The organism is Marinobacter sp., assembly GCF_041687235.1.
Lineage (GTDB): Bacteria > Pseudomonadota > Gammaproteobacteria > Pseudomonadales > Oleiphilaceae > Marinobacter.
In genome coordinates this window covers 1-22,976 of record NZ_JAWLCH010000025.1, presented here as the reverse complement: position 1 = coordinate 22,976, position 22,976 = coordinate 1, and the positions used below count along the sequence as shown (strand labels likewise).

Sequence of the window (22,976 nt, the reverse complement as noted above, 5' to 3'; positions counted from 1 at the left end):
CCGGTCTTATCCGGTCAGTTCCCGAATCCGTTTTTTCAGGCGCTCCGGTGCCTGCTGGCTTCCCGTTGCCGCAATCCGTTCCCGTAACCGTCGTTCGAATTCCGCCCTGCTGAAACAATCGTAGCACCGTTCCAGGTGCCGATCGATTTCATGCTGACTGACGGTATCCAGTTCCCGATCCAGGTACTCGAACAACCGTTCAATGACTTCTTCGCAGGACAGCTCCGGTGTGCTCATCGCCTTTCTCCGACCGTAAACCCGGTACTCGTTCCGATCAGGCCTGCGTCGCGCCCCTGCTGCCAGAGAGACTTTTGCAGAAGGCCCCGGGCCCTGCTCAGCCTCGATCTGACTGTACCCAGCGGAAGATCGAGAATGCCGGCAACCTCTTCGTAGGTGTAACCCTGAATTTCAACCATCACCACGACAATCCGGAACGGACCCGGCAATTGATCAACCGCATTTCGCAGGTCTTCCTCAAGAAAACGATTGATAAAGTCATTTTCAGGTCTGCCAACCCAGAGAAGAAACGGCTGATGGAGGTGTTCGAACAACGAGAACCGGGTGTCGTCGTCTTCAATCTCCTGCTCAAAGGACACCTCTCTATCCTCCCTGCACCAGCGACGGCGTCGGAGGCTTATGAACGTGTTATGCAGAATCCTGAACAGCCAGCCGTCAAGGTGGGACAAATCCTTGAGCTGGTCCAGCCGTTGCCAGGCGCCGGCAACGGCCTCCGCGACAACATCCTCCGCTTCATCCGGGTTGCGGGTCAGGCGCAAAGCGGTGCCATATAGGCGGTCCATAAGGCGTTCCACATGTTCCCTGAAAACACGTTGGGCGTCCGCAGTTGATACCTGGCCAGGTTGTTTCGATTCCACAGGTGTCATGGTTTCACCTCGATGGCATTGATACAGGGACGCGCCAAAGCACAATAATGTTCCCGAAACATTGCCGGGAACAAATGTCCGGTTCGCTGCGTCCTTGCGACCAAGCCGGTCAGAGGCCCGGCTTGGTGGTACATCCTGGCCATCGATAAGAGGAGAAAAAGCAATGGACAAGTTCTCAGACACACAGTGTATCCAGAGCAGTTTTGTGGCCGCAGTTCTTCTGGCAGCAGGGCTGGCAGGGGGTGCTTCAGACGCCCTGGCAAAGACCCCCTACGAGGGTGACGGGCACGTCATGGTGGAGCCTTCTGAGCTTTCATGGAAACCCGTGGGATCAATGGCGGAAGGTGCCGAGATCTCGATTCTCGAGGGAGATCTGAGCAGTGGCGATCCGTTCACCATCCGGCTTCGTCTGCCAGCAGACTACAAAGTGGCCCCCCACATTCACCCTGCCTACGAGCGGGTAACCGTTCTCTCAGGCACCTTTCATTTCGCCCATGGCAAGGAGTTCCAGCGTGATGAGGCCAGGGCTCTGCCCACCGGCGGCCTGGCGATTATGGCACCCGGCGAGCCGATGTTTGGTTACACGGGGGATGAGGGCACGGTTATCCAGCTGCATGGCAACGGCCCCTGGGGGATTGAGTACCTTAATCCGGAAGACGATCCCCGCAAGTGAGCAACTAGCGGTGGCCTGATTTTCAGTCGGGCCACTGCCTTTTCCGCTCCGCCCGACGCATCAGATACCAGGCAATAAACGCAATCAGCGAGACGGTGAGAATGATCAGCGTAGCCAGCGCATTGATCTCTGGCGATACCCCCATCCGTACGGATGAGAACACCACCATGGGCAGGGTGGTGGCACCCGGGCCAGAGACGAAGCTGGCAATTACCAGGTCATCGAGGGACAGAGTGAAGGCCAGCAGCCAGCCGGAAACCAGGGCAGGGGCAATTACCGGAAGGGTGATGACGAAGAACGTTTTCAGGGGCGTGCAGCCAAGGTCCATGGCAGCCTCCTCGATGGAACGGTCCACCTCCTGCAGCCGAGCGGATACGACGACCGCCACATAGGCGCTGCAGAAGGTGGTGTGGGCAATCCATATCGTCGCCATACCACGGTCCGTTGGCCAGCCGATGGTCTGTGCCATCTGCACGAACAGCAGCAGCAGCGACAGGCCGGTAATTACCTCTGGCATCACCAGTGGCGCCGTGATCATGCTGGACAACAAAGTGCGCCCGCGCATTTTCTTGAACCGGGTGATGACAAACGCGCACAGGGTGCCCAGACACACCGCCATGCTGGCGGAGTAGAAAGCGATACGCAGGCTCATCCACACGGCAGACAGAATCTGTTCGTTGGCGAACAACGCCCCGTACCACTTGGTTGAGAAGCCGGCCCACACCGACACCAGTCGCGAAGCGTTGAACGAGTAAACGATCAGTACCACCATCGGCAAGTACAGGAACAGCATGCCCAGCACCAGCATGGTTTTCGAGAAACCGGGGGTTTTTAATCTAACCATGCTTCTCCATCTCCCGGGCCTGGAACCTGTGGAACAACACAATGGGTACCAGCAGTAACAACAACATCACGATCGCCAGGGCAGAGGCCACCGGCCAGTCGCGGTTGTTGAAGAACTCCTCCCACAACACCTTGCCGATCATCAGCGTGTCCGGCCCGCCCAGCAGTTCCGGAATCACGAATTCGCCCACTGCCGGGATAAACACCAGCATGGAACCGGCCAGAATACCGGCCTTTGACAGTGGCAGGGTGATGGCCCAGAAAGTCGTGAGACTCCGGCAGCCGAGGTCTGACGCTGCTTCCAGCAGGCGCACGTCCAGTTTCACCAGGTTGGTGTAGATGGGCAGCACCATGAACGGCAGGTAGGCGTAAACAATGCCCAGCACTACCGCAAAGTTGGTGTTCAGCATTTTCAGGGGCTGGTCAATCAGGCCCAGCCACATCAGGAAGGTGTTCAGCAGGCCCTGGTTTCCGAGGATGCCCATCCAGGCATAGACACGGATCAGGAATGAAGTCCACGAGGGCAGCATGACCATCAGCAGCAATACCAGCTGCCAGTGCCTGGGCGCCCTCGCCATGGCATAGGCCATCGGATATCCGATCAGCAGACATACCACGGTCGCCATGAACGCGGTTTTTACCGAGCCCCAGTAGGCAGCGATATACAGGCTGTCGGACAGCAGGAACAGATAGTTCCCGATATTCACCACCACCGAGAGCGTGTTGTCCACCCACCGGAATACCGGCTCGTACGGGGGAATGGCCATTACTGCAGAGGTCAGGCTGATCTTCAGCACCAGCGCAAAGGGCAGGAGGAAGAACAGCAGCAGCCACAGAAACGGAATACCGAACACCACCCGACGGTGGAACAGCAGCGCGCGCACCCGCTCGGTCAGAGGGGCAGGAAACAGTCTCCGTTTCATGGCTTCAGTTCCAGAGCAGGATGGGGCTGGAGGCTTCCCAGGATACGAATACCCTGTCTCCCCAGGTTGGCCGTTCGCCACGTCGTTCCACATTCGCCATGGTGGCCTGAACGCGTTTGCCGCTGGCCAGTTTCACGTAGTAGGACGTGATGTCGCCCAGGTAGGCAATATTGTCCACCGTACCGCAGCTCCAGTTGTGCTCGCCGTCCGGTTTGTCAGAGGTGAGATAGATCTTCTCCGGACGCAGGGCCACCAGTGTTGCGGTGCTTTCCGCCGGGGTGGTCACGCCGCGATCAATAAATACCGGGGCGTCCAGCAGGTCGCTGGTCAACGTAACGCTGTCGGCTTCGTCTTCCCGGATGTGAGCCTCGAAAATGTTCACCGAGCCAATAAATTCAGCAGTCATGCGGCTGTTCGGGCTCTCGTAGATGTCGATCGGTGAGCCAATCTGGGCAATCCGGCCCTGGGCCATGATGGCTATCCGGCTGGCCATGGTCATGGCTTCTTCCTGGTCATGGGTCACCATCAGGCAGGTGGCACCCACGTTTTCCAGAATTTCCACCAGTTCCAGCTGCATTTCAGTGCGCAGTTTCTTGTCCAGAGCACCCATGGGCTCGTCCAGTAACAGCAGTTTGGGACGTTTTGCCAGTGAGCGGGCCAGGGCAACGCGTTGTTGCTGACCACCGGACAGTTGCTGGGGCTTGCGCCGGGCATAGGGTTCCATCTTGACCAGCTTCAGCATGGCGGCCACACGGTCGCGAATTTCGCTCTTGGGCAGCTTGTCCTGTTTCAGGCCCATGGCAATGTTCTGCTCCACCGTCATGTGCGGGAACAGGGCATAGGACTGGAACATCATGTTGGTCGGGCGCAGGAACGGGGGCAGGCTGGTAACGTCCTGGCCGTCGAGCACGATGGTGCCGGTGTTGGGCGTTTCAAAACCAGCAAGCATGCGCAGCAGGGTGGACTTGCCGGAACCGGAACCACCCAGCAGGGCGAAGATCTCGCCCTTATGGATGTCCAGGTTCACATTGTCCACGGCCAGCGTGCCATCAAAGCTTTTTGAGATGCCCCGAATGCTGAGTAACACCTCCGCTTGCGCGGAGGTGTTGTTGCCGTTTTCCACCGCTTAGCGACCAGACTTCACGTTGGTCCAGGTGCGGGTCATCAGACGCTGTGCGTCCTGAGGCCGGCCTTCCATGATGTACAGCTTCTTCATCACCTCATCCGTGGGGTAGATGCTGGTGTCGCCCAGAATCTCCTGATCAACAAACTCATTGGCCGGCTTGTTGGGGTTGGCGTACCACACGTAGTTGGTCACGTCTGCGATGATTTCCGGACGCATCAGGAAGTTCATCAGCTTGTGGGCGTTCTCCACGTTCGGCGCGCCGGCCGGGATGGTCATCATGTCGAACCACAGCACCGCACCCTCTTTGGGAATGGTGTAGCGGATCACGTTGCCGTTCTCGGCTTCCTCGGCGCGGGCCGCAGCCTGCAGGATGTCACCGGAGTAACCGGCAGCCACACACAGATCACCGTTGGCCAGGTCGCCTATGTAGCGGGACGAGTGGAAGTAGGTGATGTTCGGGCGAATGGCCTTGATCACCTCACCGCCTTTCTTGATATCGTCGGCGTTGTTGCTGTTCGGGTCCAGGCCGATGTAGGCCATGGCCGCACGCACCATTTCTTCGCCGGAATCCAGCATGGCAATACCGCAGCCTCCGGCGGCAAGTTTGCCGGTGACTTCCGGATCAAACACCAGCGCCCAGGAATCGGTAGGGGCGCTGTCACCCAGGATTTCCTGGATGCGGCCTTCGTTATAGCCATAGCCGTTGGTGCCCCAGAGATAGGGCAGGGCGAACTGGCTACCCGGGTCAACCTTTTCCAGGTCGTCCATCAGGTCCGGGTTCAGGTTGCTCATGTTCGGCAGTTTGCTGTGGTCCAGGGCCACGAACGCGTTGGCAGAAATCTGTTTGGCCACGTAGTGGTTGGAAGGCACAACAAGATCGTAGCCGGAACGACCAGAAAGCAGGGCGGCTTCGAGGATCTCGTTACTGTCGTAAACGTCGTAGATTACCTTGATGCCGGTTTCTTCCGTGAACTTCGCCAGGGTGTCCTCAGCGATGTAATCGGACCAGTTGTAGACACGCACTTCCTCAGCGGCAAACGCGGAGGAGGCACACAGAGACAACGCAACAGAGGCGGCCAGCGCCTGTGGCTTACACAACTTCAACATTGGATGATGTCCCTCACTCAAAAGGGATTAATACAAAACGTGCAGGACGCACGCAGTGTTGTGCAGGTCTGCTGAGGGTGGCCGCAGTTGGCTGTTGTCCCGGAAAGAACCGGTCGCCGCCTTTTGACTCCTTTAAGGCTTGTCCTGGAAACGGCGGTGGGGAACCTGCCGAATTCCCGCGATATTTATCACGAGATTCCGGGTTGCGCTACAAAAAAATTCGCTCCGGGGATCCGTGCTTTTGCCTATCGGCAGAGGAAGTTAAGCTGATCGCGATAAATCTGCGGTTTGTGGTATGTCCCTATCTTGCCAAACACGCCGGAAAACGGGATAAAGGAGTGTTGAAACCCCTGCGCCGGCTCCTCGGCACCAGGCCTGTTTGCGTTGTGGAAGGCTTTCCCTATGGCTTCTGGTTTTGCGAGTGCCGACTCGTTCCTTCAGGCACATCCCGAACTGCAGTTTGTTGACCTGCTGATCCCGGATATGAATGGCATTGTCCGTGGCAAGCGGGTGGATCCGTCTGCATTGGCCAAGGTATTTGAGCGTGGCGTCGCCATGCCGGCGTCCATCTTTGCCCTGAACATTCAGGGCACCACAGTGGAAGAAACCGGCCTCGGGCTCGACATTGGCGAGGCAGACCGGGTGTGCCTGCCTATCGAGAATACCCTCACCATGGAGCCCTGGCAGAAGCGGCCCACAGCGCAACTTCTGCTGACCATGTATGAACTGGACCGTGAGACACCGTTTTTCGCAGACCCGCGGGTGGTCTTGCAGAACATCGTTAAGCGGTTTGAGGCGCTGGGGCTAACCCCGGTGGCGGCCTTTGAGCTGGAGTTTTACCTGATCGACCAGGAGAACCTTTCAGGTCGCCCGCAGCCGCCCAAATCACCCATTTCCGGCAAGCGTCCGGCTGGCACCCAGGCTTATTCTATTGATGATCTGGACGAATACGCTGAATTCCTCGCAGACGTACTGGATGCCGCCCACGAGCAGGAATTGCCAGCCGATGCGCTGGTGGCCGAATCGGCGCCCGGGCAGTTTGAAGTCAATCTGCACTACGTAGATGACGCCGTGCGGGCCTGTGACCACGCCACCCTGCTCAAACGGCTGATCAAGAACATGGCCTACGACCATGAAATGGACACCACGTTCATGGCTAAGCCTTACCACAACCAGGCCGGCAGCGGCATGCACCTGCACGTAAGCCTCGTGGACAGGGAGGGCCGTAACGTGTTCGCCGGCGACGCCGAGCAGCCCAACGACATGCTGCGCTGGGCCGTGGGCGGGCTGGTGGCCACCATGAACGATGCCATGGCGCTGTTTTGCCCCAATATCAATTCCTATCGGCGCTTCAGCCCTGAGTATTACGTGCCCAGTGCTGCCACCTGGGGCGTGGATAACCGCACCGCGTCACTGCGTTTGCCGGGCGGTGATCCCGAGGCTCTGCGGATCGAGCATCGGGTAGCCGGCGCTGATGCCAATCCGTATCTTCTGATGGCCGCCGTGCTGGCGGGCATTCATTACGGCATCTCCAACAGGATCGAGCCACCACCGGTCACCGTGGGTAATGCCCACGAGCAGCACGAAGCTTCATTGGTGAACAATTTGCGGGATGCCCTGCGTGAGCTGGGGCAATCGAACGTTATGGCCGACTATCTCGGCAGCCAGTTTCTGGATGTGTTCGTCGCCTGCAAGGAACATGAACTGAATGAGTTCGAGATGACCATCTCGGATCTTGAATATCTCTGGTACCTGCACACGGTCTAAACGTTTCGGGGATCAAAAAACGGCGCCACCTGGGCGCCGTTTATCGTTCGCGGGACCGGGCTGAATTACTCCAGAACCAGCCAGGTGGCCTTCAGTTCGGTGTACTTGTCGAAGGCGTGGACCGACTTGTCGCGGCCGTTGCCGGACTGCTTGAAGCCGCCGAAGGGCGCTGTCATGTCGCCTCCGTCATAGTGGTTGATCCACACGCTGCCGGCCCGCAGGGCCTTGGCCACTTTGTGTGCGGTATTGATATTGGAGGTCCAAACCGCCGCGGCCAGTCCATAAATGGAATCGTTGGCAATGCGGATGGCCTCATCAGCGGTATCGAACCCGATCACCGAAAGCACCGGCCCGAAAATTTCCTCGGAGGCAATGCGCATCTGGTTGTTCACCCCGTCAAACACCGTGGGCTGAATAAACAGGCCGCCGGTGTCCTCCATGATCCTCTGGCCACCTTCCACCAGGCGTGCACCTTCCGACTGGCCAATGCCAATATAGTCGATAATGCGATCCAGCTGCCCCTGATCCACAATGGCGCCGCAAGTGGTTGCCGGGTCCAGCGGGTGGCCCGGGCGCCAGGTTTTCAGGGCTTCGCGAATCAGCCCGACAAATTCTGCGCGAATGCTGTTCTCAACCAGCAGGCGGCTGCCGGCGGTGCACACCTCGCCCTGGTTGAAGGCAATGGCACTGGCTGCCTCGGCGGCGGCTTTTTTCAGGTCCGGCGCATCGGCAAAGACAATATTGGGGCTCTTGCCGCCGGCCTCCAGCCACACCCGTTTCATGTTGGACTGGCCGGCGTAGATCATCAGCTGTTTGGCCACATTCGTGGAGCCGGTAAACACCAGGCAGTCCACGTCCATGTGCAGGGCCAGTGCCTTGCCCACGGTGTGGCCATAGCCCGGCAGCACGTTGAAAACGCCGGCGGGAACGCCAGCTTCCCCGGCCAAAGCAGCCAGGCGAATGGCGCTCAGGGGCGATTTCTCCGACGGTTTGAGAATCACCGAATTGCCGGTGGCCAGGGCCGGAGCGATTTTCCATGCGGCCATGATCATCGGAAAGTTCCAGGGCACAATGGCAGCCACAACACCCATGGGCTCCCGGGAGATCATGCCAATCTGGTTGTGAGGCGTGGGGGCAAGTTCACCATACACCTTGTCGATGGCCTCGGCGGTCCAGCGGATTGCCCGGGCAGTGGCCGGCACATCCACGGTCCTGGCGTGGCTGATGGGCTTGCCCATGTCCAGGGTTTCCAGCAGGGCAAGCTCGTCGCCGTGGACTTCGATCAGATCAGCGAATCGCAGCAGCACCGCCTTGCGTTTGGCCGGTGCCAGCTGGCTCCAGATGCCTGCCTCAAAGGCGTTCCTGGCAGCCATAACCGCCTGGTCGGCATCGCTCTGGTCACAGCAGGCAATAGAGGCCAGCTCGCGCCCGTCAATCGGGCTGACCGAGGTAAAGGTCTCGCCGCTGGCCGCCCATTGGTAGGCGCCGTTCAGGTAGGCGCGGCCTTCCGGTGTCAGGCTTGTGGTCAGGGCTTGCCATTCGGCCTGGCTGGTTGGGGTGGAAGAGCTGACGGGTTGATTCATGGACGCCTCGCAGGCTGTAGAGTTGAGCAATCATAGCAGCACTTTCACGCCCGGGCGCCGCCCGCGATATAGGTATAAGAACGTGTCTTTCCGAATGCCCGGCGCTGGCATAGACTTTCTGCGGCGCGCAGCGTTGCCGCCGCTTCCTGAACGTCTCTTTCACCCTCTTTGGCGCCACATAATGAATCAGTATCCTCCGGTTCCTTCGTATTACGCAGCCTCTGCCAACCCGGCCCCTGTGCGCCCGGCTCTGAGAGGATCCTGCGAGGCGGATGTGTGTGTTGTCGGTGCCGGTTACACCGGCCTGTCCACGGCGCTGTTCCTGGCAGAAGCCGGTTTCAGGGTGGTGGTTCTGGAAGCCGCAACGGTTGGCTGGGGTGCTTCGGGGCGCAATGGCGGCCAGATCGTGAACAGCTTCAGCCGCGATCTGGACCGCATCGAAAGGCAGACCTCAGCGGACCACCTGAAGCTGCTGGCCGAAATGGCTTTCGAGGGCAGCCAGATTATCCGCCAGAGGGTGAAGAGTTACGGCATTCGCTGCGACCTGAAAGAGGGTGGTATTTTTGCCGCACTTAATCAGAAGCAGCTGAAGCATCTGGAGGGCCAGCAGGCGCTCTGGCGCCGATTCGGTTACGAGAAGCTTGAGTTGCTTGATAGGGCCGCCATTGGAAAACGAGTCGGCACAGATCGGTATGTCGGAGGGGCCATCGACCATACCGGTGGCCATATCCACCCGCTTAACCTGGCTCTGGGGGAAGCAGCGGCACTGGAATCACGCGGGGGCGTTATTCACGAGCACTCGGCCGTTACAGAGATTCTTCCGGGGAAAACGGCAATCGTCAAAACCGAACAGGGGGAAGTCAGGGCCCAGTATGTCGTTTTGGCGGGCAATGCCTACCTTGGTGGCCTGGTGCCGGAACTTGGGGCCAAATCCATGCCGTGCGGCTCCCAGATCATTGCCACCGAGCCGCTGGAAGGGGCGCTTGCGAAAAAGCTGCTGCCGGCGGATAACTGCGTCGAGGACTGCAATTACCTGCTGGATTACTTCCGCTTATCTGGCGACCACCGGCTGATTTACGGCGGCGGTGTTGTCTACGGCGCCCGCGATCCAGCCAATATTGAACGGCTGATTCGCCCGAATATGCTGAAAACCTTTCCGGAGCTGGCGAACGTGAAGATTGATTACGCCTGGACCGGTAATTTCCTTCTAACCCTGTCACGCCTGCCCCAGCTCGGCCGCTTGCACGAGAATGTGTTCTATTCCCAGGGCTGCTCCGGCCACGGAGTCACCTTCACTCATGTGGCTGGCAAGGCATTGGCCCTTGCGATCCAGGGCCAGGCGGAAAGGTTTGACGCATTCGCCAGCCTGCCGCATTACCCGTTCCCGGGTGGGCGTCTGTTCAGGGTTCCGTTTACTGCCATCGGGGCCTGGTATTACGAGCTTCGGGATCGACTCGGGATCTAGACGAAATCTTGATCTTCGCGAGCGGTCTTCCAGGCGCTGTGACGCCATTCACATTTTGCTAACGTTTAAATTTGTAATCGGCTATCCCGGCTTTGCGGGTAATAGTCGAATCAAAAAAACGTGCCTGTGGATAAAACCATGGTTTAACAACAAGATACAGGCCCTGTCTGAGGCTCCGGGCTGTAACCGTCCATCACAACGTGTATCTCTCCGTAAGCGCCAATTTCCTGGCGGACCTGCTCCGGAAAATCCGGAACTGCAACGCATATAACCGAAAACCGCCGTTGTAAGATTCGCTCAAATCTGTCAAAGAATTGGTGCGAAATAATGTCATATTGCGGCAAAAAACTAACGAAGCAAGGACTGCTGATGTTACCTGCGGTCGTTCTGCTTTCGGGCTGCGGTCTCGACATTTCCAGTGACGACGACAACACCTCGGCACAGTCTTCGACCACGGCCGAGCCAACCGTCCAGATCGCCGGTGCAGCGATGAAGGGCGTTATCCAGCAGGGGCTGGTTGTTGCCAATCGCCTGATTGCGGACAAAGACGGCTACTACGCGCCGCAGCGCCAGGCGGCAAAGCCTGTGTTGACTGCAGACGACGGCAGTTACGAGTGGCAGCTCCGCGGCAAGGCGGAAGGCTGGGCCCTTGTTGAACTTACAGCTGATGGCGGCACCCGCATGATCTGCGATGTCGTACCCCAGTGTGATCAGGCCGGTGCCGAGCCAGTGCCGTTTGGTCAGGCAATGGCCCTGGACAGCAACTTCAGTCTGCTGGGTGCTGGCGATCTACGCAAGGAAACGGTCAACCTTACTCCGCTTACTCACCTGGCCGTCACACTCGCAGAGCGCAGTGCGGAAGGTCTTTCACCGACAGCAATTTCCAGTGCTTATACCACGGTGGAAAACTGGTTTGGTCTCTCTGCCGGCGCGCTGCGCCTGACCCCGCCGGACCTGACCAACCTGGATGAGATGACCGGTGTAACCGCGGATGCCATTCAGGTTGCGATTGCCAATGCGGCATTCCTGGCGCTGGTGAATGACAACGCTCAGTGGGATTCGATTTCAGCTGTGCTGGACGATGTCACCGCACAGGTCAGCGCTACCGGCCACGTCAGCATCACAGGTGACGGCACCAACGTAGCATTGGCGGATCTGGTCAGCGCCGCTGCGCTGCAATCCTCCGAGCTGCAGAATGTGGTGGATTCAAGTGTCATCAGCCAGAAACTGGTGGTTGTAGAGTACCGAAACGTTCAGCGCTTCAAAACCATTGCCGATGTAAACGAAGAGAGTGATACCGGTGTTGCCGACTCCGGTGAAACCACCGACAGCTCAACCGACACCAGCACCGATACCTCGACCGATACTTCTACGGGGTCAACGGACGAGCAGGTTGCCGGTACAACTGAGCCCGACACTGCAGGTGATGCGACTTCAGGCGGTGATACCTCAACTGATACCACCACCGACGAAACCGTAGCGGACACCGGAACAGACACTGAAACGAGCGAGCCAGTCACGGAAACCACGCCCGAGGAAACCGTTCCTGCAAATGCCGCCCTGCTGAGCTGGACCGCGCCGCTGACCCGCGAGAATGGCGAGAGCCTGGCCATGGGCGAAATTGCTGGCTTCGAGGTGGTGTACGGCACCAGCGCTGAAACCCTCGACCAGAGCCTGGCCATTGGTGATGCCTCTGTGGACGAATTGCTTGTGGATGAGCTTACTGAGGGCACCTGGTACTTCGCCATCCGCACCCTTGATACCGATGGCAATCGCAGCCGCCTGTCCGACGTGGTCTACAAGCAGATCTGATTTGGCGCGAAAAGGCAGCGTTGCCCTCTGTGGGCTTCGCTGCCAGCCTGCTACTATGTACCCGTCCATTGTTTTATTCCGAGTACATAATGGCTGTTCCAGACCATCATCGTCGCGCCCTCCTTGAAGTCATTCCTGACGCCCGGGACGGCCTTACCCGCACCGAACGCACCATTCTGTACGTATTGCAGGAAACCCAACGCGAGCTGAACGGCCGAAACGTTCCCACCGCCATGTTGTACGGCAGGGTGCTCGAATACGTGGACATGAGCGAGGCAGAGCTTCACGTGTATCTGGACCGGCTGGGCGTGAAGGGAGACGGTCTGTGACGATCGATTTCAATCCCCTTTACCCCAAGCTGGTCAATCTCATCCTCGACACCGTATTCGTGGTGGATGAATCCGGCCAGATTGTCTTTGTCAGCGAGGCCTGCTGGCAGTTGCTGGGGTACTCTCCCGCAGAAATGATTGGAACGCCAATTCTAAACTACATTCACTCTGAAGACCGGGAGCGTACACTGAATGCGGCCCGTCGCGTGATGAGTGGCCGCTCACATACGGACTTCGAAAACCGCTACCTGCACAAGGATGGTCATGCGGTGCACATCCTGTGGTCAGCCCGCTGGTCTGAGGAAGATCGCCTGAGGATTGCTGTGGCCCGGGATGTCACGGCACTGCGGCGAGCAGATCAGACGCGCAACGCACTTTACCGAATCTCCGAAGCTGCCCACGAGGCCGAAACGCTCCGGGCCCTGTGCGATGGTGTGTACTCCATTATTGGCGAACTGTTCCCGGAATCTGATCTGTACCTGGGCTTTCATCAGGCATCGTCGGGCCGGCTAAATCTGCCTGACTGGCGCACCAAAAACGGCTGGATCGATTGGCAAGTGACGCCAGACTCTGCTCTTGCAGAGGTTTTCGGCTCGGGAAAAGCACTGCTGGCATCGCGGGATCCGGCGCGCGAAGGCCTCGGGCTGCGACACGATACGGGTTCAGGGGTGGCGAACTGGCTGGCGGTACCGCTTGTCTCCCAGGAAACCGTGCTTGGCGTACTGGTGATTGAGCACTCCTCGGCCACCGTGGAATACGATGAGGCGGATCAGTCGCTACTGGCATTCGTGGCGACCCAGGTTGCGACCGTGGTGGAGCGCAAGCGCGCCGAGGAACATCTCCGATTCCTGGCACACCATGATGGGCTTACCGGGTTAACCAACCGATCTCTGTTTTATGATCGCCTGGAAACCGCCCTGCGCTCGGCAAACCGGAATGAAGGCCGGTTGGCGCTCCTTTATCTGGATGTAAACGATTTCAAGCAGATCAATGACACCATGGGTCATGAAGCGGGAGACCAGTTGCTCATTGAAATGGCCCAGAGGCTGCGGGATTGCACCCGTGATGCCGATACCGTTGCAAGAATGGGTGGCGATGAATTCACAGTGCTGCTTACGGATGTCCATGGCCGCGATTCCGTTGAAAACGCAATGGCCAAGATTCGCGAGATCCTGACCTTACCCGTTGCCCTTGGCGGAGCAACCGTTCGCGTCTCCTGCAGTATTGGTTCCGCCATGTACCCTGAAGACGGTGACACCGCGAGTCAGTTGGTCAGCAAGGCCGATTCGGCCATGTATGCGAGCAAGCGCCAGTTGTAGCCGTCCTGCCCTACAGAAAATTCCAGGAGATTGTTACCCGACGTGGCGGGTTAAGTTATAGTCAGGCGTGAAACCGTGTCTTGGAAACAGGGATCCTCTATTGTGACATCCCCGGTAAACGAAGTTGAGCCAGCGGATATTCACCTGCTCACCGGCATGCTGGATACCATGTCTGATCATGTGTTCCTGTTGCGGCTTGAAGGCGAACGATACCGTCTTGTTTACTGCAACGAGGCCATGGATAAGTTCATGAGCCAGGCAGACGCCATGCTCTGCGGCCGTTTTCTGGATGAAATTGTTCCGGATCCGGACCTTTACCAGCGGATAGCGGATAATTACGCCCAGGCCATCGCCGCCGGTCACAGAATCCGCTACGAAGAAACCACCGAAGGCTTCGATTCCGCGCCGCTTACCATTTTCGAAACCAGTATTTCACCTCTGCTGGGCAAGGATGGCAGTACGGTGTATATCTGCGGCATCTCCCGGGATATAACCGCCCGGCGCAATGCCGAAGTGGCGTTGAAAAAGACCAATGAAACCCTGGAGCAGCAACTGGCCGAGAACCGGCGTCTGCAGTATCAGCTTCAGGAAGAAGCCATTCGTGACCCTCTGACCAATCTGTTTAACCGGCGCTACCTGCTGGAGAGCCTCAACCGGGAACTGAGCAGGGCCCAGCGGGAGCACTATCCGGTCACCCTGATGATGGTGGATCTTGATCATTTCAAACAGCTGAATGATGAATACGGCCATGCCGCCGGCGATCAGGTGCTTGTCGATTTCAGCCGACTGCTCTGTGATGGCATGCGAAAAGCGGATGTGGTTTGCCGGTGGGGCGGTGAGGAATTCCTGATCATGATGCCCGGGCTTTCAATGGCCGATGCGCACCAGCGAATGATGGAATGGCGTCGCAGGAACAGCCCCATGGAAATTGCACTTGGAGACCGTCAACTGGAAGTCCGTTTTTCCTCGGGCCTGGCAACCGCTCCGGAGCATGGATGCAATCCGGATGACCTCATAAACGCAACGGATGAAGCTCTTTATCTCGCGAAAAAAAGTGGGCGCGATCAATTGCAGTTGTCCGGGCAGTTGGAAGACTAGTCGGAGGCCCCAAGAGCTGTGAGGAAAGGGACAGCCACCCCTTCCTCACAGTCTGGGGTGCTGTCAACGGATCAGCCGCTGACCTGACGCCCGATGTGGTCGATTACCTCGCCATGCTCGTGCTGTGGACTGAACATCACAATGTCGGTGTCTGCTTCTGCCCTCACGCTGTGCCCGGGAGGCCAGTAGAACAGATCACCACTGCGGGAAGTTTCTTCCTCGCCATCGGTGTAAATCGCGGTAATTTCACCGCTAACAACATATCCCCAATGGGGGCTTTGACAACTGTCGTTTTCAAGCCCGTGAAGCAAGTCAGTGATATCGGTGCCGGCGCCAAACGAAAAATACTCAGCGCCCATCTTCCCGTAGCCCGTGACATCACCGAAATCGGTTTTCTGCCGAGCTATTGCACCGGGTGCATCGATCCGAACAGGTACATCTTCTTTTGCGATATGCATAAAGATTACCTCCGTGTCGATTTGTTGCCAGGGCTTCACCCACTGCACGCTTACTTCGGGTTTGGCCCTGTCGATCACAATAGCACAGCGCGCTGCTTGCGCCACCGCCCCGGCGGCATGCCCGTCCAGCGGCGGAATGCGCGGTAAAACGTGCTTACCTCGGCAAACCCCAGCGCTTCGGCGATTTCCGGCAGGGAAGAGGTGGAATCGGCAACCGCCTGCAGGGCCTTTTCGCGGCGTACGTCGTCAACAAGCCCATCGAAGGTGTGGCCCTGTTCACGGAGCCGCCGCGCAAGGCTGCGTTCGCTGATGCCCAGGGCTTCCGCTGCGTCTGCCCGGCGGGGTAGCACCGGCCCGATGCGAGCGGTGAGCCATCTGCGTATTTCCGGCACTGAGGCACTGTTGATGGAAAGCGCGGCGAGGCGGGCGGTTGTGTAGCGCTCGTGCACTTGCGCAAGCTGAGGGTCCGCCTGGGGCAGGGACTGGTCCAGAACAGAATTGTCCACCAGCACGCCGCTGAATGCCTGCTCGAACTCCACTGGGCAGTTAAACACAGTCTGGTAGCCTGCCAATGGCCCCAGCCGGGGTTGACTGAATTGCACCCGCGAGGGCTGCATGCGGGTGCCGGTGACCCAGCTTCCGAAGCCCACCACCGAGGCCAGCACCGCCTCAATCTGATGCGGACTGAACGCCAGCCGGCCCTGCCTGGGATGGTAAACCAGCCAGGTGGCAGCGTTGCCGGCGACAACCTGGAAACGCCCGCCATCGGAGATCAGCCGCTGGAAACGCTGCACCATCACAATGGCTTCCCGCAGGGTGGCGGCCGACTGCAGCGCAAAACCGACGCCACTGATGCTCATGGGGGAGAACTCCGCACCCACTTTCAGGCCGAAGCCCGGGTCGCCGGTGCAGCGTTCGGCGGCGTGCCAGAACCGGGTAATATCGTCGATCGGCCAGCGTTCCAGTTCGCAGGCAGAGTGCGAAATACCCGCCGCGGCCAGCAGTTGCTCGGCCGATACCGACAGCCTTTCTGCAGCACCGATCACGGTGTTGACCCAGCCAATGGAAACCGTGGCCTCTAATGTCAATTTTCTTGGCCTCTGAAGTCAATTTTAAAGCCATGGTACCGGTATATCTTTAAAGCTGACAACTCATTGCGATCAGGTCGGATGCGATATGGCCAAGGTAATTACCTCAGATATTCTGGTAGTCGGTGGAGGGCTGGCTGGTATTGTCGCGGCCCTGGAAGGCCTGCGCGCCGGCAAGTCCGTCACCCTGGCAGACCGGGATACCGAAGAACGCATGGGAGGCCTGGCCCTGTGGGCCTTTGGCGGCATGATGCTGGTGGGCACGCCGCTGCAGAAGCGCATGAAGATTGCGGACACACCGGAGGTTGCCCTGGACGACTGGCTCAGCTTCGGCGAGCTGGCCCCCGACGATGAATGGCCCCTGCAATGGGCCCGTTACTATGTGGAGCATTCACGCTCCGAGGTCTACGACTGGCTCAGCAACGAGGGCATCAAGTTCCTGCCGGCCGTGAACTGGGTTGAGCGTGGCCGTTTCGGCGATGGTAACCGTTTGCCTCGTTACCATGTGGTCTGGGGCACGGCCCGGGAACTGGTCCGGTGCCTGATGACGGCGCTGCACCGGGAGAACACCAGCGGCAAGCTCACCCTGCTGCACCGGCATCGCATTACTGAACTGGACCACGAAGCGGGAAAAGTGAGTGGGGCCCTGGCTGTCAATGAAGCCACCGGTGAAGAAGTCCGTTTTTCAGCCGCCGCGGTAGTAATGGCCACCGGCGGTATCAACGGCAGCCACACGGAATGCCGCGCCAACTGGCCGGTTGATCGCCCACAACCCACCCGCATGTTGAACGGTGCGCACCCCTATGCCGATGGCCGCATGCATCACTGGGTGGCCGACACCCTCGGAGGCCGGATTACCCACGCTGGCGAAATGTGGAACTACGCGGCCGGCTTCCCGCATCCGTACCCCCACTTTCCCGGCCACGGCCTTTCCACCATCCCCTGCAAATCGGCCCTGTGGCTGAACCACCGGGGTGAACGGATTGGCCCGGAACCCCTGGTGACCGGCTTTGATACCCACTGGCTTTGCCAACGGGTGGCGGAACAGGAAAAGCCCTGGACCTGGCACCTGCTGAACTGGCGCATTGCCGCCAAGGAATTTGCCATCTCCGGCGCCGAGCACAACGCCCGCATCCGGGACAAACAGTTCCCCCTGTTCGTGAAAGAACTGTTGCTGGGCAACCACGCCCTGGTGCGGCAGATGCAGCATGAAAGCCGGGATTTCCTGGTGGCGGACAGCCTTACTGAGCTGGCTGGCAAAATGAACGCGCTCACCTGTTCCAACGACATCAACCCGGCAACGCTAAAAGCCACCGCCGATGCCTTCGATGCCAATTTCGCGGCAGGCACCAGTCTCCATGACGATCCCCAGATCCGCATGATCCAGCACGCCCGGGAATGGAAGCCGGACCGCCTGCGCACCTGCAAGCCGGCCCCGCTGCAGAAACCGGGCGCCGGCCCCTACATCGCCATTCGCATGCAACTGATTACCCGCAAGAGCCTGGGTGGCCTGCAAACCGATCTGCAGAGCCGCGTCCTCAACGCCCAGGGGCAGCCTGTTGGCGGCCTTTACTGTGTGGGCGAGGCCGCCGGCTTCGGTGGCGGTGGTGCCAACGGCAAACGTTCCCTGGAAGGTACATTCCTCCCGGGGTGCATCATGACGGCCCGGGCAGCGGTGCGCTCCATCGTGGCCGGAGGCTGAATTCTATGGGCAAATTATTTAACCGAAACCCTGAACCCGGAAAGCTTGGAGAACAATAATGACAAACGGCGCACAAGCCCTGATGAAAACCCTGGTGGATGCCGGAGTTGAGGTCTGCTTCAGCAACCCCGGCACCAGTGAAATGCACTTTGTGGCCGCCCTGGATGACGAGCCCAAAATGCGGGCGGTTCTTGCCCTGTTCGAGGGTGTGGCCACCGGCGCCGCTGATGGCTACGCCCGAATGGCCGACAAACCCGCCGCCACGCTGTTGCACCTGGGCTGTGGGCTCGGCAACGGCCTGGCCAACCTGCACAACGCCCGCAAGGGCAAGGTGCCGGTGCTCAACATTGTGGGTGACCATGCCACCTACCACGTGAAGTACGATGCCCAGTTGCAGTCGGATATCGAGACCGTTGCCCGCAACGTGTCCCCGGGGTTTGTACGCACGGCCAAGAGCACGGAAACCCTCTGCCAGGATGCCGCCGAAGCCATTGCCGCTGCCCGCACAGCGCCCGGGCAGGTTGCCACGCTGATATTGCCGGCCGACGTGTCCTGGGGGGAGGGCGGAGTACCCAGTGCCCCCCTGGCGCCGCCGACGCCGGAGCCGGCAGACGATGCCACGGTTGAGGCCATTGCCTCGGCCATCCGTTCCGGCAAGAGAACCGCCCTGCTGATGGGCGGCCATTCCCTGCGCGAACCGAGCATGCTGGCGGCCGCCAAACTGGCTGCCCACAGCGGCGTTACCTTGTTGGCGGAGACCTTCCCCACTCGCATTGAGCGTGGCGCCGGCCTGCCATACATCGAGCGCCTGGCCTACCTGGCTGAACTGGCCACTGTGCAACTGACGGATGTGGAACAACTGATCCTGGTGGACGCCAAGGCGCCGGTCTCCTTCTTCGCCTATCCCGGCAAGAAGAGCTACCTGGTGCCGGATACCTGCCAGGTACACACCCTGGTGGCGCCCGACCAGGACATCCTGGCCAGCCTGAACAAACTCAACGACGCCGTTGGCGCCAGCCAGGCCGAACCGAAGCTACAACCGGCAAAACGGCCGGGCCGGCCACGGGGAAAGCTCACCGCCGAGAAAGTCTGCAAAGCAGTGGGTGAACTGATGCCAGAGAACGCCATCATCGTGGACGAAGGCATCACCTCGAGCCTGATGCTCTCGGTAATGACCGCCGGCGCGCCCCGCCACGACATGATCACCCTCACCGGCGGCGCCATCGGCCAGGGCCTGCCCAATGCCGTAGGTGCCGCCGTGGCTTGCCCGGATCGGCCGGTTATCGCCCTGATTGGCGATGGCACCGCCATGTACACCATTCAGGCCCTGTGGACCATGGCCCGGGAACAGCTGAACATAACCTCCATCATCTTCAACAACGCCTCTTACTCCGTGCTCAACATCGAATTGGAGCGGGTAGGCGCGGAAGAGGCCGGAGAAAAAGCCAAATCCCAGCTGGACCTGCGGGGCCCGGTGATCAACTTCGCGGAAATGGCCAATGGCATGGGCGTTCACGCCGTGCGGGTACACACCGCCGAGGAAATGGCAAAAGCCCTGGAATACGCCCAGAGAATGCCGGGGCCCCACCTCATTGAGGCGGTGATCCCGGAATCCCTGAGCGGGGTCAAGCGCCGGATACTGCCCTGGATGCTGCGCTCATTGCCCAGCCTGCCGCTTTCGGTTTCCAAGGCGCTGAAGCGCAAGCTGGCGCCCTGAGGCAGATTCAGTCAAACCTGGCCAGGTTCTGGAGCGCAATGGTGTACTCACCCTTACCGGCATCAAACCCAATCCGGTAGGTTGCCGGATACCAGGCCGGGTAGCTGTACCGCTGGGGTTGCTTTACCGGTGACGTCATTTCCGGGAGCGACTCCAGAAAGGCCAGGGATACCATCGGCTCAACGAACATCAGTTCGCCCTTGTAATAGCCGTAGATGAAGTTGTGGCTGAATGGTTGGCCATGGAATTCATGCCCGGCAGGGTCCAGGCCGTGCATTCCCATCCTGTCCACAGCTGCATCTGGCGGGATCACGTAGCCAGCTGGCACAAGTTGTGGGTCTGGTACTGCCATGGCCAGTTCACGGCCCTCGCCATGGAAGGTAATCGCTTCACGCTCACCATTGCTGATCAGGTAGAAATGTACGTCGAAGTGGGGAACCGTGTAGACCCCATCAGGAATATGGCCAGCCGGGTTCCAGTCAAGAACCACGTGATCGTATCCCGTCTTGGGGCCTGCATCCGGCATGGGTAATGAAAACTCCCAGACCATCTGGTTGCCCTGAACCTCGGGAAGCCCCTGAAGGGCATCCTTTGTCATGACGACAGATACAGATTCAGGCTCGTTCATCCCGTTAGCAATGACTTCCACGCGTGCGGTGCCATTGCCGACCGGCACTGGGGCTCCGGTGAAAACGACTGGGTCGGCGGCGAGCGCAACACTGGCAAAACCCAGGCAGGCTGCGGCAAGGATGGAACGGTTGGGTTGGAACAGACAAAGAGCAGTTTTCATTTCATCACTCCTCAATGACACATGCCGTTCGGCATTACGTAGCGGCCACTATGGCCAGAAAGCCATCGCCCTTCGGGCTGACTCAGAGGAGATCGGAATTGCAGGCTGGGCTGACAGCAGTAAAACGCGCTTCCTGTCTGCACGCTTCTCCCTACTACTACCACCACAACGGGATTTGACTGGATGGAATTAATATATCAGTTGGACTGGTTTTCTCCACTGAAAAGTTTTTCAGGAATGGCCTTGTCTGCCAGTGCCTCAGCAATATACCGGTAGCCCTTCTGGCCGGGGTGATAACCATCACTGGCCAGAAGCTCAGGGTCGGTGACCACCGGATAGTTTACGTAGCGGAAGTCTTCGGGAAACCGTCGTGCGAGGCGGATATAGAGGTTGTCCAACTGCCGTGCCCGCCAACCTACCACATACCGAAGCGGCGAAGGCAGCGCCGTGAACAAGTGCATGGGCGGCACGCTGAGAAGCAGCACGGGCACCGAATATCGTGGCGCGAGCAATTGGCGCAATTTCCGCAACTGCCGGCGGAAACGAAAACGGGGAGTGAACCCCGTGGTGTCGTTCACCCCCATGCTCAACAGCACCACATCCGCCTCTGGCAATTCGGCGGTTTCCAGCTCGCGAATCAGCGCTCCCAGCCGAATGCCGTTGACCCCGAAGGTGTGCCAGGCAATGGTCTGGCCGGTGTGCTCATGAATCTGCTTCGCCAACTGGCTGGCCAGGCCCTGATCGTGGGTTTCAACGCCAACACCGGCCGCCGTGGATTCGCCAATTACCAGAATTCGCCTGGCCGGCGTTCCTTCACCGTATTGACCACTCGGTGAACCGCCGGCTTCTGGTAGCCTGGGCGTTGTGCGGCGCGCCTGCCTGCCCTGGTAAAGCAGTACCGGAAAGAGCAGGGCGGTGGTCAGCCAGAAAGGGAGGTGCATCTGAATGGGCTCCGGTTATGCCGACAGATCAGTGAGCGACTGACTTGGAGAATACATTGATCACCACAACACCGGAAACAATCAGCGCCATCCCGATCACACTGGCGGCATCCAGGTTTTGCCCGTAAATCAGCCAGCCGATAAGTGCAACCAGTACAACGCCCATCCCCGCCCAGATGGCATAAGCCACGCCCACCGGGATTTCCTTCAGTGTGATCGAGAGGAAATAAAAGGCCACGGCATAGCCCGCAATCACCAGCAGGCTGGGCCAGAGTTTGGTGAACCCTTCACTGGCTTTCAGCCCGCTGGTTGCCACCACCTCTGCAACAATGGCAATGCCCAGGAATAACCAACTTTTCACAGTGAATCTCCAGTACCGCACGAAATTGGGAAGCAGACGATACCAGCCGGCAGTGCCTTCTTACAGGGTGACTGCAGAAAAGGGAAACTGCACTAAGCTGGGAGTGCATGTCGGAGTTATACGAACGCGTTCGCAAAACTCCGAAATGCAGGATGAGAAATGAAGGTAACTATCTGATAGGCTTGGAAAGTTGGAAAAGGAAGGGTGTAATTATACGCCCACGGTGGGAGCAGGAGTTGCTCGAAAGAGGGCGTATAACTCCGGCGGTAGCCGTGGTAGTTGGTGCTCAAGCGGTTGTTTCTATTGAAGAAGCTACTGTTATTTGAGCGCGTTTGAATGGAGTTTCACGAACGGGTGATATACGAACGCGTTCGTATAATTAGCTGTTATGTCTACAAGGAGTTATGAGTTTGAGGCACAACTTGGAAGAAGCCTATGGAATGAAATCCCTTGTGGAGAACCTGTTTGGCCGCGATGCTTGGATGGAAGTAAAGCACGCTACCAGCGTCAGAGTGTGGAAGAAGTACGCCAAGAAAATTCTCGATTCTATTTCCACAACGGCTCGGTCTACCGTCGAGATCGCGGATTCTGAATGGCATGATGAACTGGACGAAATTGTTGAGTTTGGAAAGGCTAGGTTGGCTTACGCAAATGACACTGAAGCCGTTTTCGCGTCGTTGGCGGGGACATTGGGTTTGATCAACTTTCATCAGTTTGGTCGAAGGCCCTCTAACCTTCACAGAAAAAAGGTCACCCTCCGACACCCCTCCAATTGGAAGTTCGACCAATTCCGTTCTGTTCAATATGTCCAGAGCCGGGACCAAAGAGAGACCAAAGAGAGACATAACCAGTCACGCAAGGCGGACGCGTGAGACGCGCCGCTTCGTTTTCGCGTGTGTGCCGGGCATGGCACAGAACTAGGGAGGTGAAAGTCCTCCTGCCAGGTGTTCGCAGAGCCGAAGGCTAGGAGAAGGGCAAGGGCGTCATCGC

22 protein-coding genes are annotated in these 22,976 nt (G+C 58.8%); 10 read left to right on the top strand and 12 right to left on the bottom strand.

Annotation, left to right across the window (positions count from 1 at the left end; all coding sequences use genetic code 11):
* Positions 1 to 6 precede the first annotated feature (6 nt).
* Complete coding sequence (locus ACESMK_RS19290; RefSeq protein WP_373002098.1) at positions 7 to 237, bottom strand: anti-sigma factor family protein; 231 nt, start codon at positions 235 to 237, stop codon at positions 7 to 9.
* Positions 234 to 884, bottom strand: a complete 651-nt coding sequence (locus tag ACESMK_RS19285) for an RNA polymerase sigma factor (RefSeq protein ID WP_373002096.1) — start codon at positions 882 to 884, stop codon at positions 234 to 236. The genes ACESMK_RS19290 and ACESMK_RS19285 overlap by 4 nt, the downstream gene beginning before the upstream one ends.
* A 163-nt stretch (positions 885 to 1,047) precedes the next feature.
* Between ACESMK_RS19285 and ACESMK_RS19280 the strand changes: the two genes are divergently transcribed.
* On the top strand, positions 1,048 to 1,557 hold the full coding sequence (locus ACESMK_RS19280) for a cupin domain-containing protein (RefSeq protein ID WP_373002094.1): 510 nt from the start codon (positions 1,048 to 1,050) through the stop codon (positions 1,555 to 1,557).
* 22 nt (positions 1,558 to 1,579) lie between these two features.
* Here the strand turns inward: ACESMK_RS19280 and ACESMK_RS19275 are convergent, their stop codons facing one another.
* Genes ACESMK_RS19275 through ACESMK_RS19260 form a run of 4 tightly spaced genes read right to left on the bottom strand, consistent with a single transcriptional unit; the run spans position 1,580 to position 5,556 of the window.
* Positions 1,580 to 2,401: an ABC transporter permease subunit gene (locus tag ACESMK_RS19275; RefSeq protein ID WP_373002092.1), complete on the bottom strand. Its 822-nt coding sequence runs from the start codon at positions 2,399 to 2,401 to the stop codon at positions 1,580 to 1,582.
* On the bottom strand, positions 2,394 to 3,323 hold the full coding sequence (locus ACESMK_RS19270; RefSeq protein WP_373002090.1) for an ABC transporter permease subunit: 930 nt from the start codon (positions 3,321 to 3,323) through the stop codon (positions 2,394 to 2,396). The genes ACESMK_RS19275 and ACESMK_RS19270 overlap by 8 nt, the downstream gene beginning before the upstream one ends.
* A 4-nt stretch (positions 3,324 to 3,327) precedes the next feature.
* Positions 3,328 to 4,446: a polyamine ABC transporter ATP-binding protein gene (gene potA / locus ACESMK_RS19265; RefSeq protein ID WP_373002088.1), complete on the bottom strand. Its 1,119-nt coding sequence runs from the start codon at positions 4,444 to 4,446 to the stop codon at positions 3,328 to 3,330.
* 3 nt (positions 4,447 to 4,449) lie between these two features.
* Positions 4,450 to 5,556 (bottom strand): polyamine ABC transporter substrate-binding protein, encoded by a 1,107-nt coding sequence (locus ACESMK_RS19260; RefSeq protein ID WP_373002086.1) that lies wholly within the window; start codon positions 5,554 to 5,556, stop codon positions 4,450 to 4,452.
* A 402-nt stretch (positions 5,557 to 5,958) separates the two neighbouring features.
* On the opposite strand from ACESMK_RS19260, the gene ACESMK_RS19255 reads away from it, so the two are divergent.
* Positions 5,959 to 7,323, top strand: coding sequence for a glutamine synthetase family protein (locus ACESMK_RS19255; protein ID WP_373002084.1), 1,365 nt, complete (start codon positions 5,959 to 5,961; stop codon positions 7,321 to 7,323).
* Positions 7,324 to 7,388: 65 nt separating this feature from the next.
* Here the strand turns inward: ACESMK_RS19255 and ACESMK_RS19250 are convergent, their stop codons facing one another.
* On the bottom strand, positions 7,389 to 8,906 hold the full coding sequence (locus ACESMK_RS19250; protein WP_373002082.1) for an aldehyde dehydrogenase: 1,518 nt from the start codon (positions 8,904 to 8,906) through the stop codon (positions 7,389 to 7,391).
* Positions 8,907 to 9,087: 181 nt separating this feature from the next.
* Between ACESMK_RS19250 and ACESMK_RS19245 the strand changes: the two genes are divergently transcribed.
* The 5 genes from ACESMK_RS19245 to ACESMK_RS19225 all read left to right on the top strand — a co-directional run bounded on the left by ACESMK_RS19245 (position 9,088) and on the right by ACESMK_RS19225 (position 14,929).
* Positions 9,088 to 10,371, top strand: coding sequence for an NAD(P)/FAD-dependent oxidoreductase (locus ACESMK_RS19245; RefSeq protein ID WP_373002080.1), 1,284 nt, complete (start codon positions 9,088 to 9,090; stop codon positions 10,369 to 10,371).
* 369 nt (positions 10,372 to 10,740) lie between these two features.
* Complete coding sequence (locus ACESMK_RS19240; protein ID WP_373002079.1) at positions 10,741 to 12,183, top strand: hypothetical protein; 1,443 nt, start codon at positions 10,741 to 10,743, stop codon at positions 12,181 to 12,183.
* A gap of 89 nt (positions 12,184 to 12,272) precedes the next feature.
* Positions 12,273 to 12,512: a hypothetical protein gene (locus ACESMK_RS19235; protein ID WP_373002077.1), complete on the top strand. Its 240-nt coding sequence runs from the start codon at positions 12,273 to 12,275 to the stop codon at positions 12,510 to 12,512.
* Positions 12,509 to 13,831: a diguanylate cyclase domain-containing protein gene (locus ACESMK_RS19230; protein WP_373002075.1), complete on the top strand. Its 1,323-nt coding sequence runs from the start codon at positions 12,509 to 12,511 to the stop codon at positions 13,829 to 13,831. The genes ACESMK_RS19235 and ACESMK_RS19230 overlap by 4 nt, the downstream gene beginning before the upstream one ends.
* Positions 13,832 to 13,933: 102 nt before the next feature.
* The gene (locus ACESMK_RS19225) at positions 13,934 to 14,929 is read left to right on the top strand and encodes a diguanylate cyclase (RefSeq protein ID WP_373002073.1); all 996 of its coding nucleotides are present in this window, start codon (positions 13,934 to 13,936) and stop codon (positions 14,927 to 14,929) included.
* A 71-nt stretch (positions 14,930 to 15,000) separates the two neighbouring features.
* On the opposite strand, the gene ACESMK_RS19220 is transcribed toward ACESMK_RS19225, so the two are convergent.
* The gene (locus ACESMK_RS19220) at positions 15,001 to 15,387 is read right to left on the bottom strand and encodes a cupin domain-containing protein (protein WP_373002071.1); all 387 of its coding nucleotides are present in this window, start codon (positions 15,385 to 15,387) and stop codon (positions 15,001 to 15,003) included.
* Between the two features lie 74 nt (positions 15,388 to 15,461).
* Entirely contained in the window at positions 15,462 to 16,475 is a 1,014-nt protein-coding gene (locus ACESMK_RS19215; protein WP_373002069.1) for an AraC family transcriptional regulator, read from the bottom strand.
* An 88-nt stretch (positions 16,476 to 16,563) separates the two neighbouring features.
* Between ACESMK_RS19215 and ACESMK_RS19210 the strand changes: the two genes are divergently transcribed.
* A complete protein-coding gene (locus ACESMK_RS19210; protein WP_373002067.1) occupies positions 16,564 to 18,177 on the top strand; it encodes an FAD-binding dehydrogenase in 1,614 nt (537 codons plus the stop codon).
* A gap of 58 nt (positions 18,178 to 18,235) precedes the next feature.
* Entirely contained in the window at positions 18,236 to 19,894 is a 1,659-nt protein-coding gene (locus ACESMK_RS19205) for an acetolactate synthase large subunit (protein ID WP_373002065.1), read from the top strand.
* 7 nt (positions 19,895 to 19,901) lie between these two features.
* On the opposite strand, the gene ACESMK_RS19200 is transcribed toward ACESMK_RS19205, so the two are convergent.
* From ACESMK_RS19200 to ACESMK_RS19190, 3 genes are all read right to left on the bottom strand, one after another.
* The gene (locus ACESMK_RS19200) at positions 19,902 to 20,684 is read right to left on the bottom strand and encodes a DUF5602 domain-containing protein (RefSeq protein WP_373002063.1); all 783 of its coding nucleotides are present in this window, start codon (positions 20,682 to 20,684) and stop codon (positions 19,902 to 19,904) included.
* A 197-nt stretch (positions 20,685 to 20,881) separates the two neighbouring features.
* On the bottom strand, positions 20,882 to 21,625 hold the full coding sequence (locus tag ACESMK_RS19195) for an SGNH/GDSL hydrolase family protein (RefSeq protein ID WP_373002061.1): 744 nt from the start codon (positions 21,623 to 21,625) through the stop codon (positions 20,882 to 20,884).
* Positions 21,626 to 21,653: 28 nt separating this feature from the next.
* Positions 21,654 to 22,007 (bottom strand): DMT family transporter, encoded by a 354-nt coding sequence (locus ACESMK_RS19190; protein ID WP_373002059.1) that lies wholly within the window; start codon positions 22,005 to 22,007, stop codon positions 21,654 to 21,656.
* Between the two features lie 401 nt (positions 22,008 to 22,408).
* Between ACESMK_RS19190 and ACESMK_RS19185 the strand changes: the two genes are divergently transcribed.
* Positions 22,409 to 22,858, top strand: a complete 450-nt coding sequence (locus ACESMK_RS19185; RefSeq protein ID WP_373002057.1) for a hypothetical protein — start codon at positions 22,409 to 22,411, stop codon at positions 22,856 to 22,858.
* Positions 22,859 to 22,976: the final 118 nt, after the last annotated feature.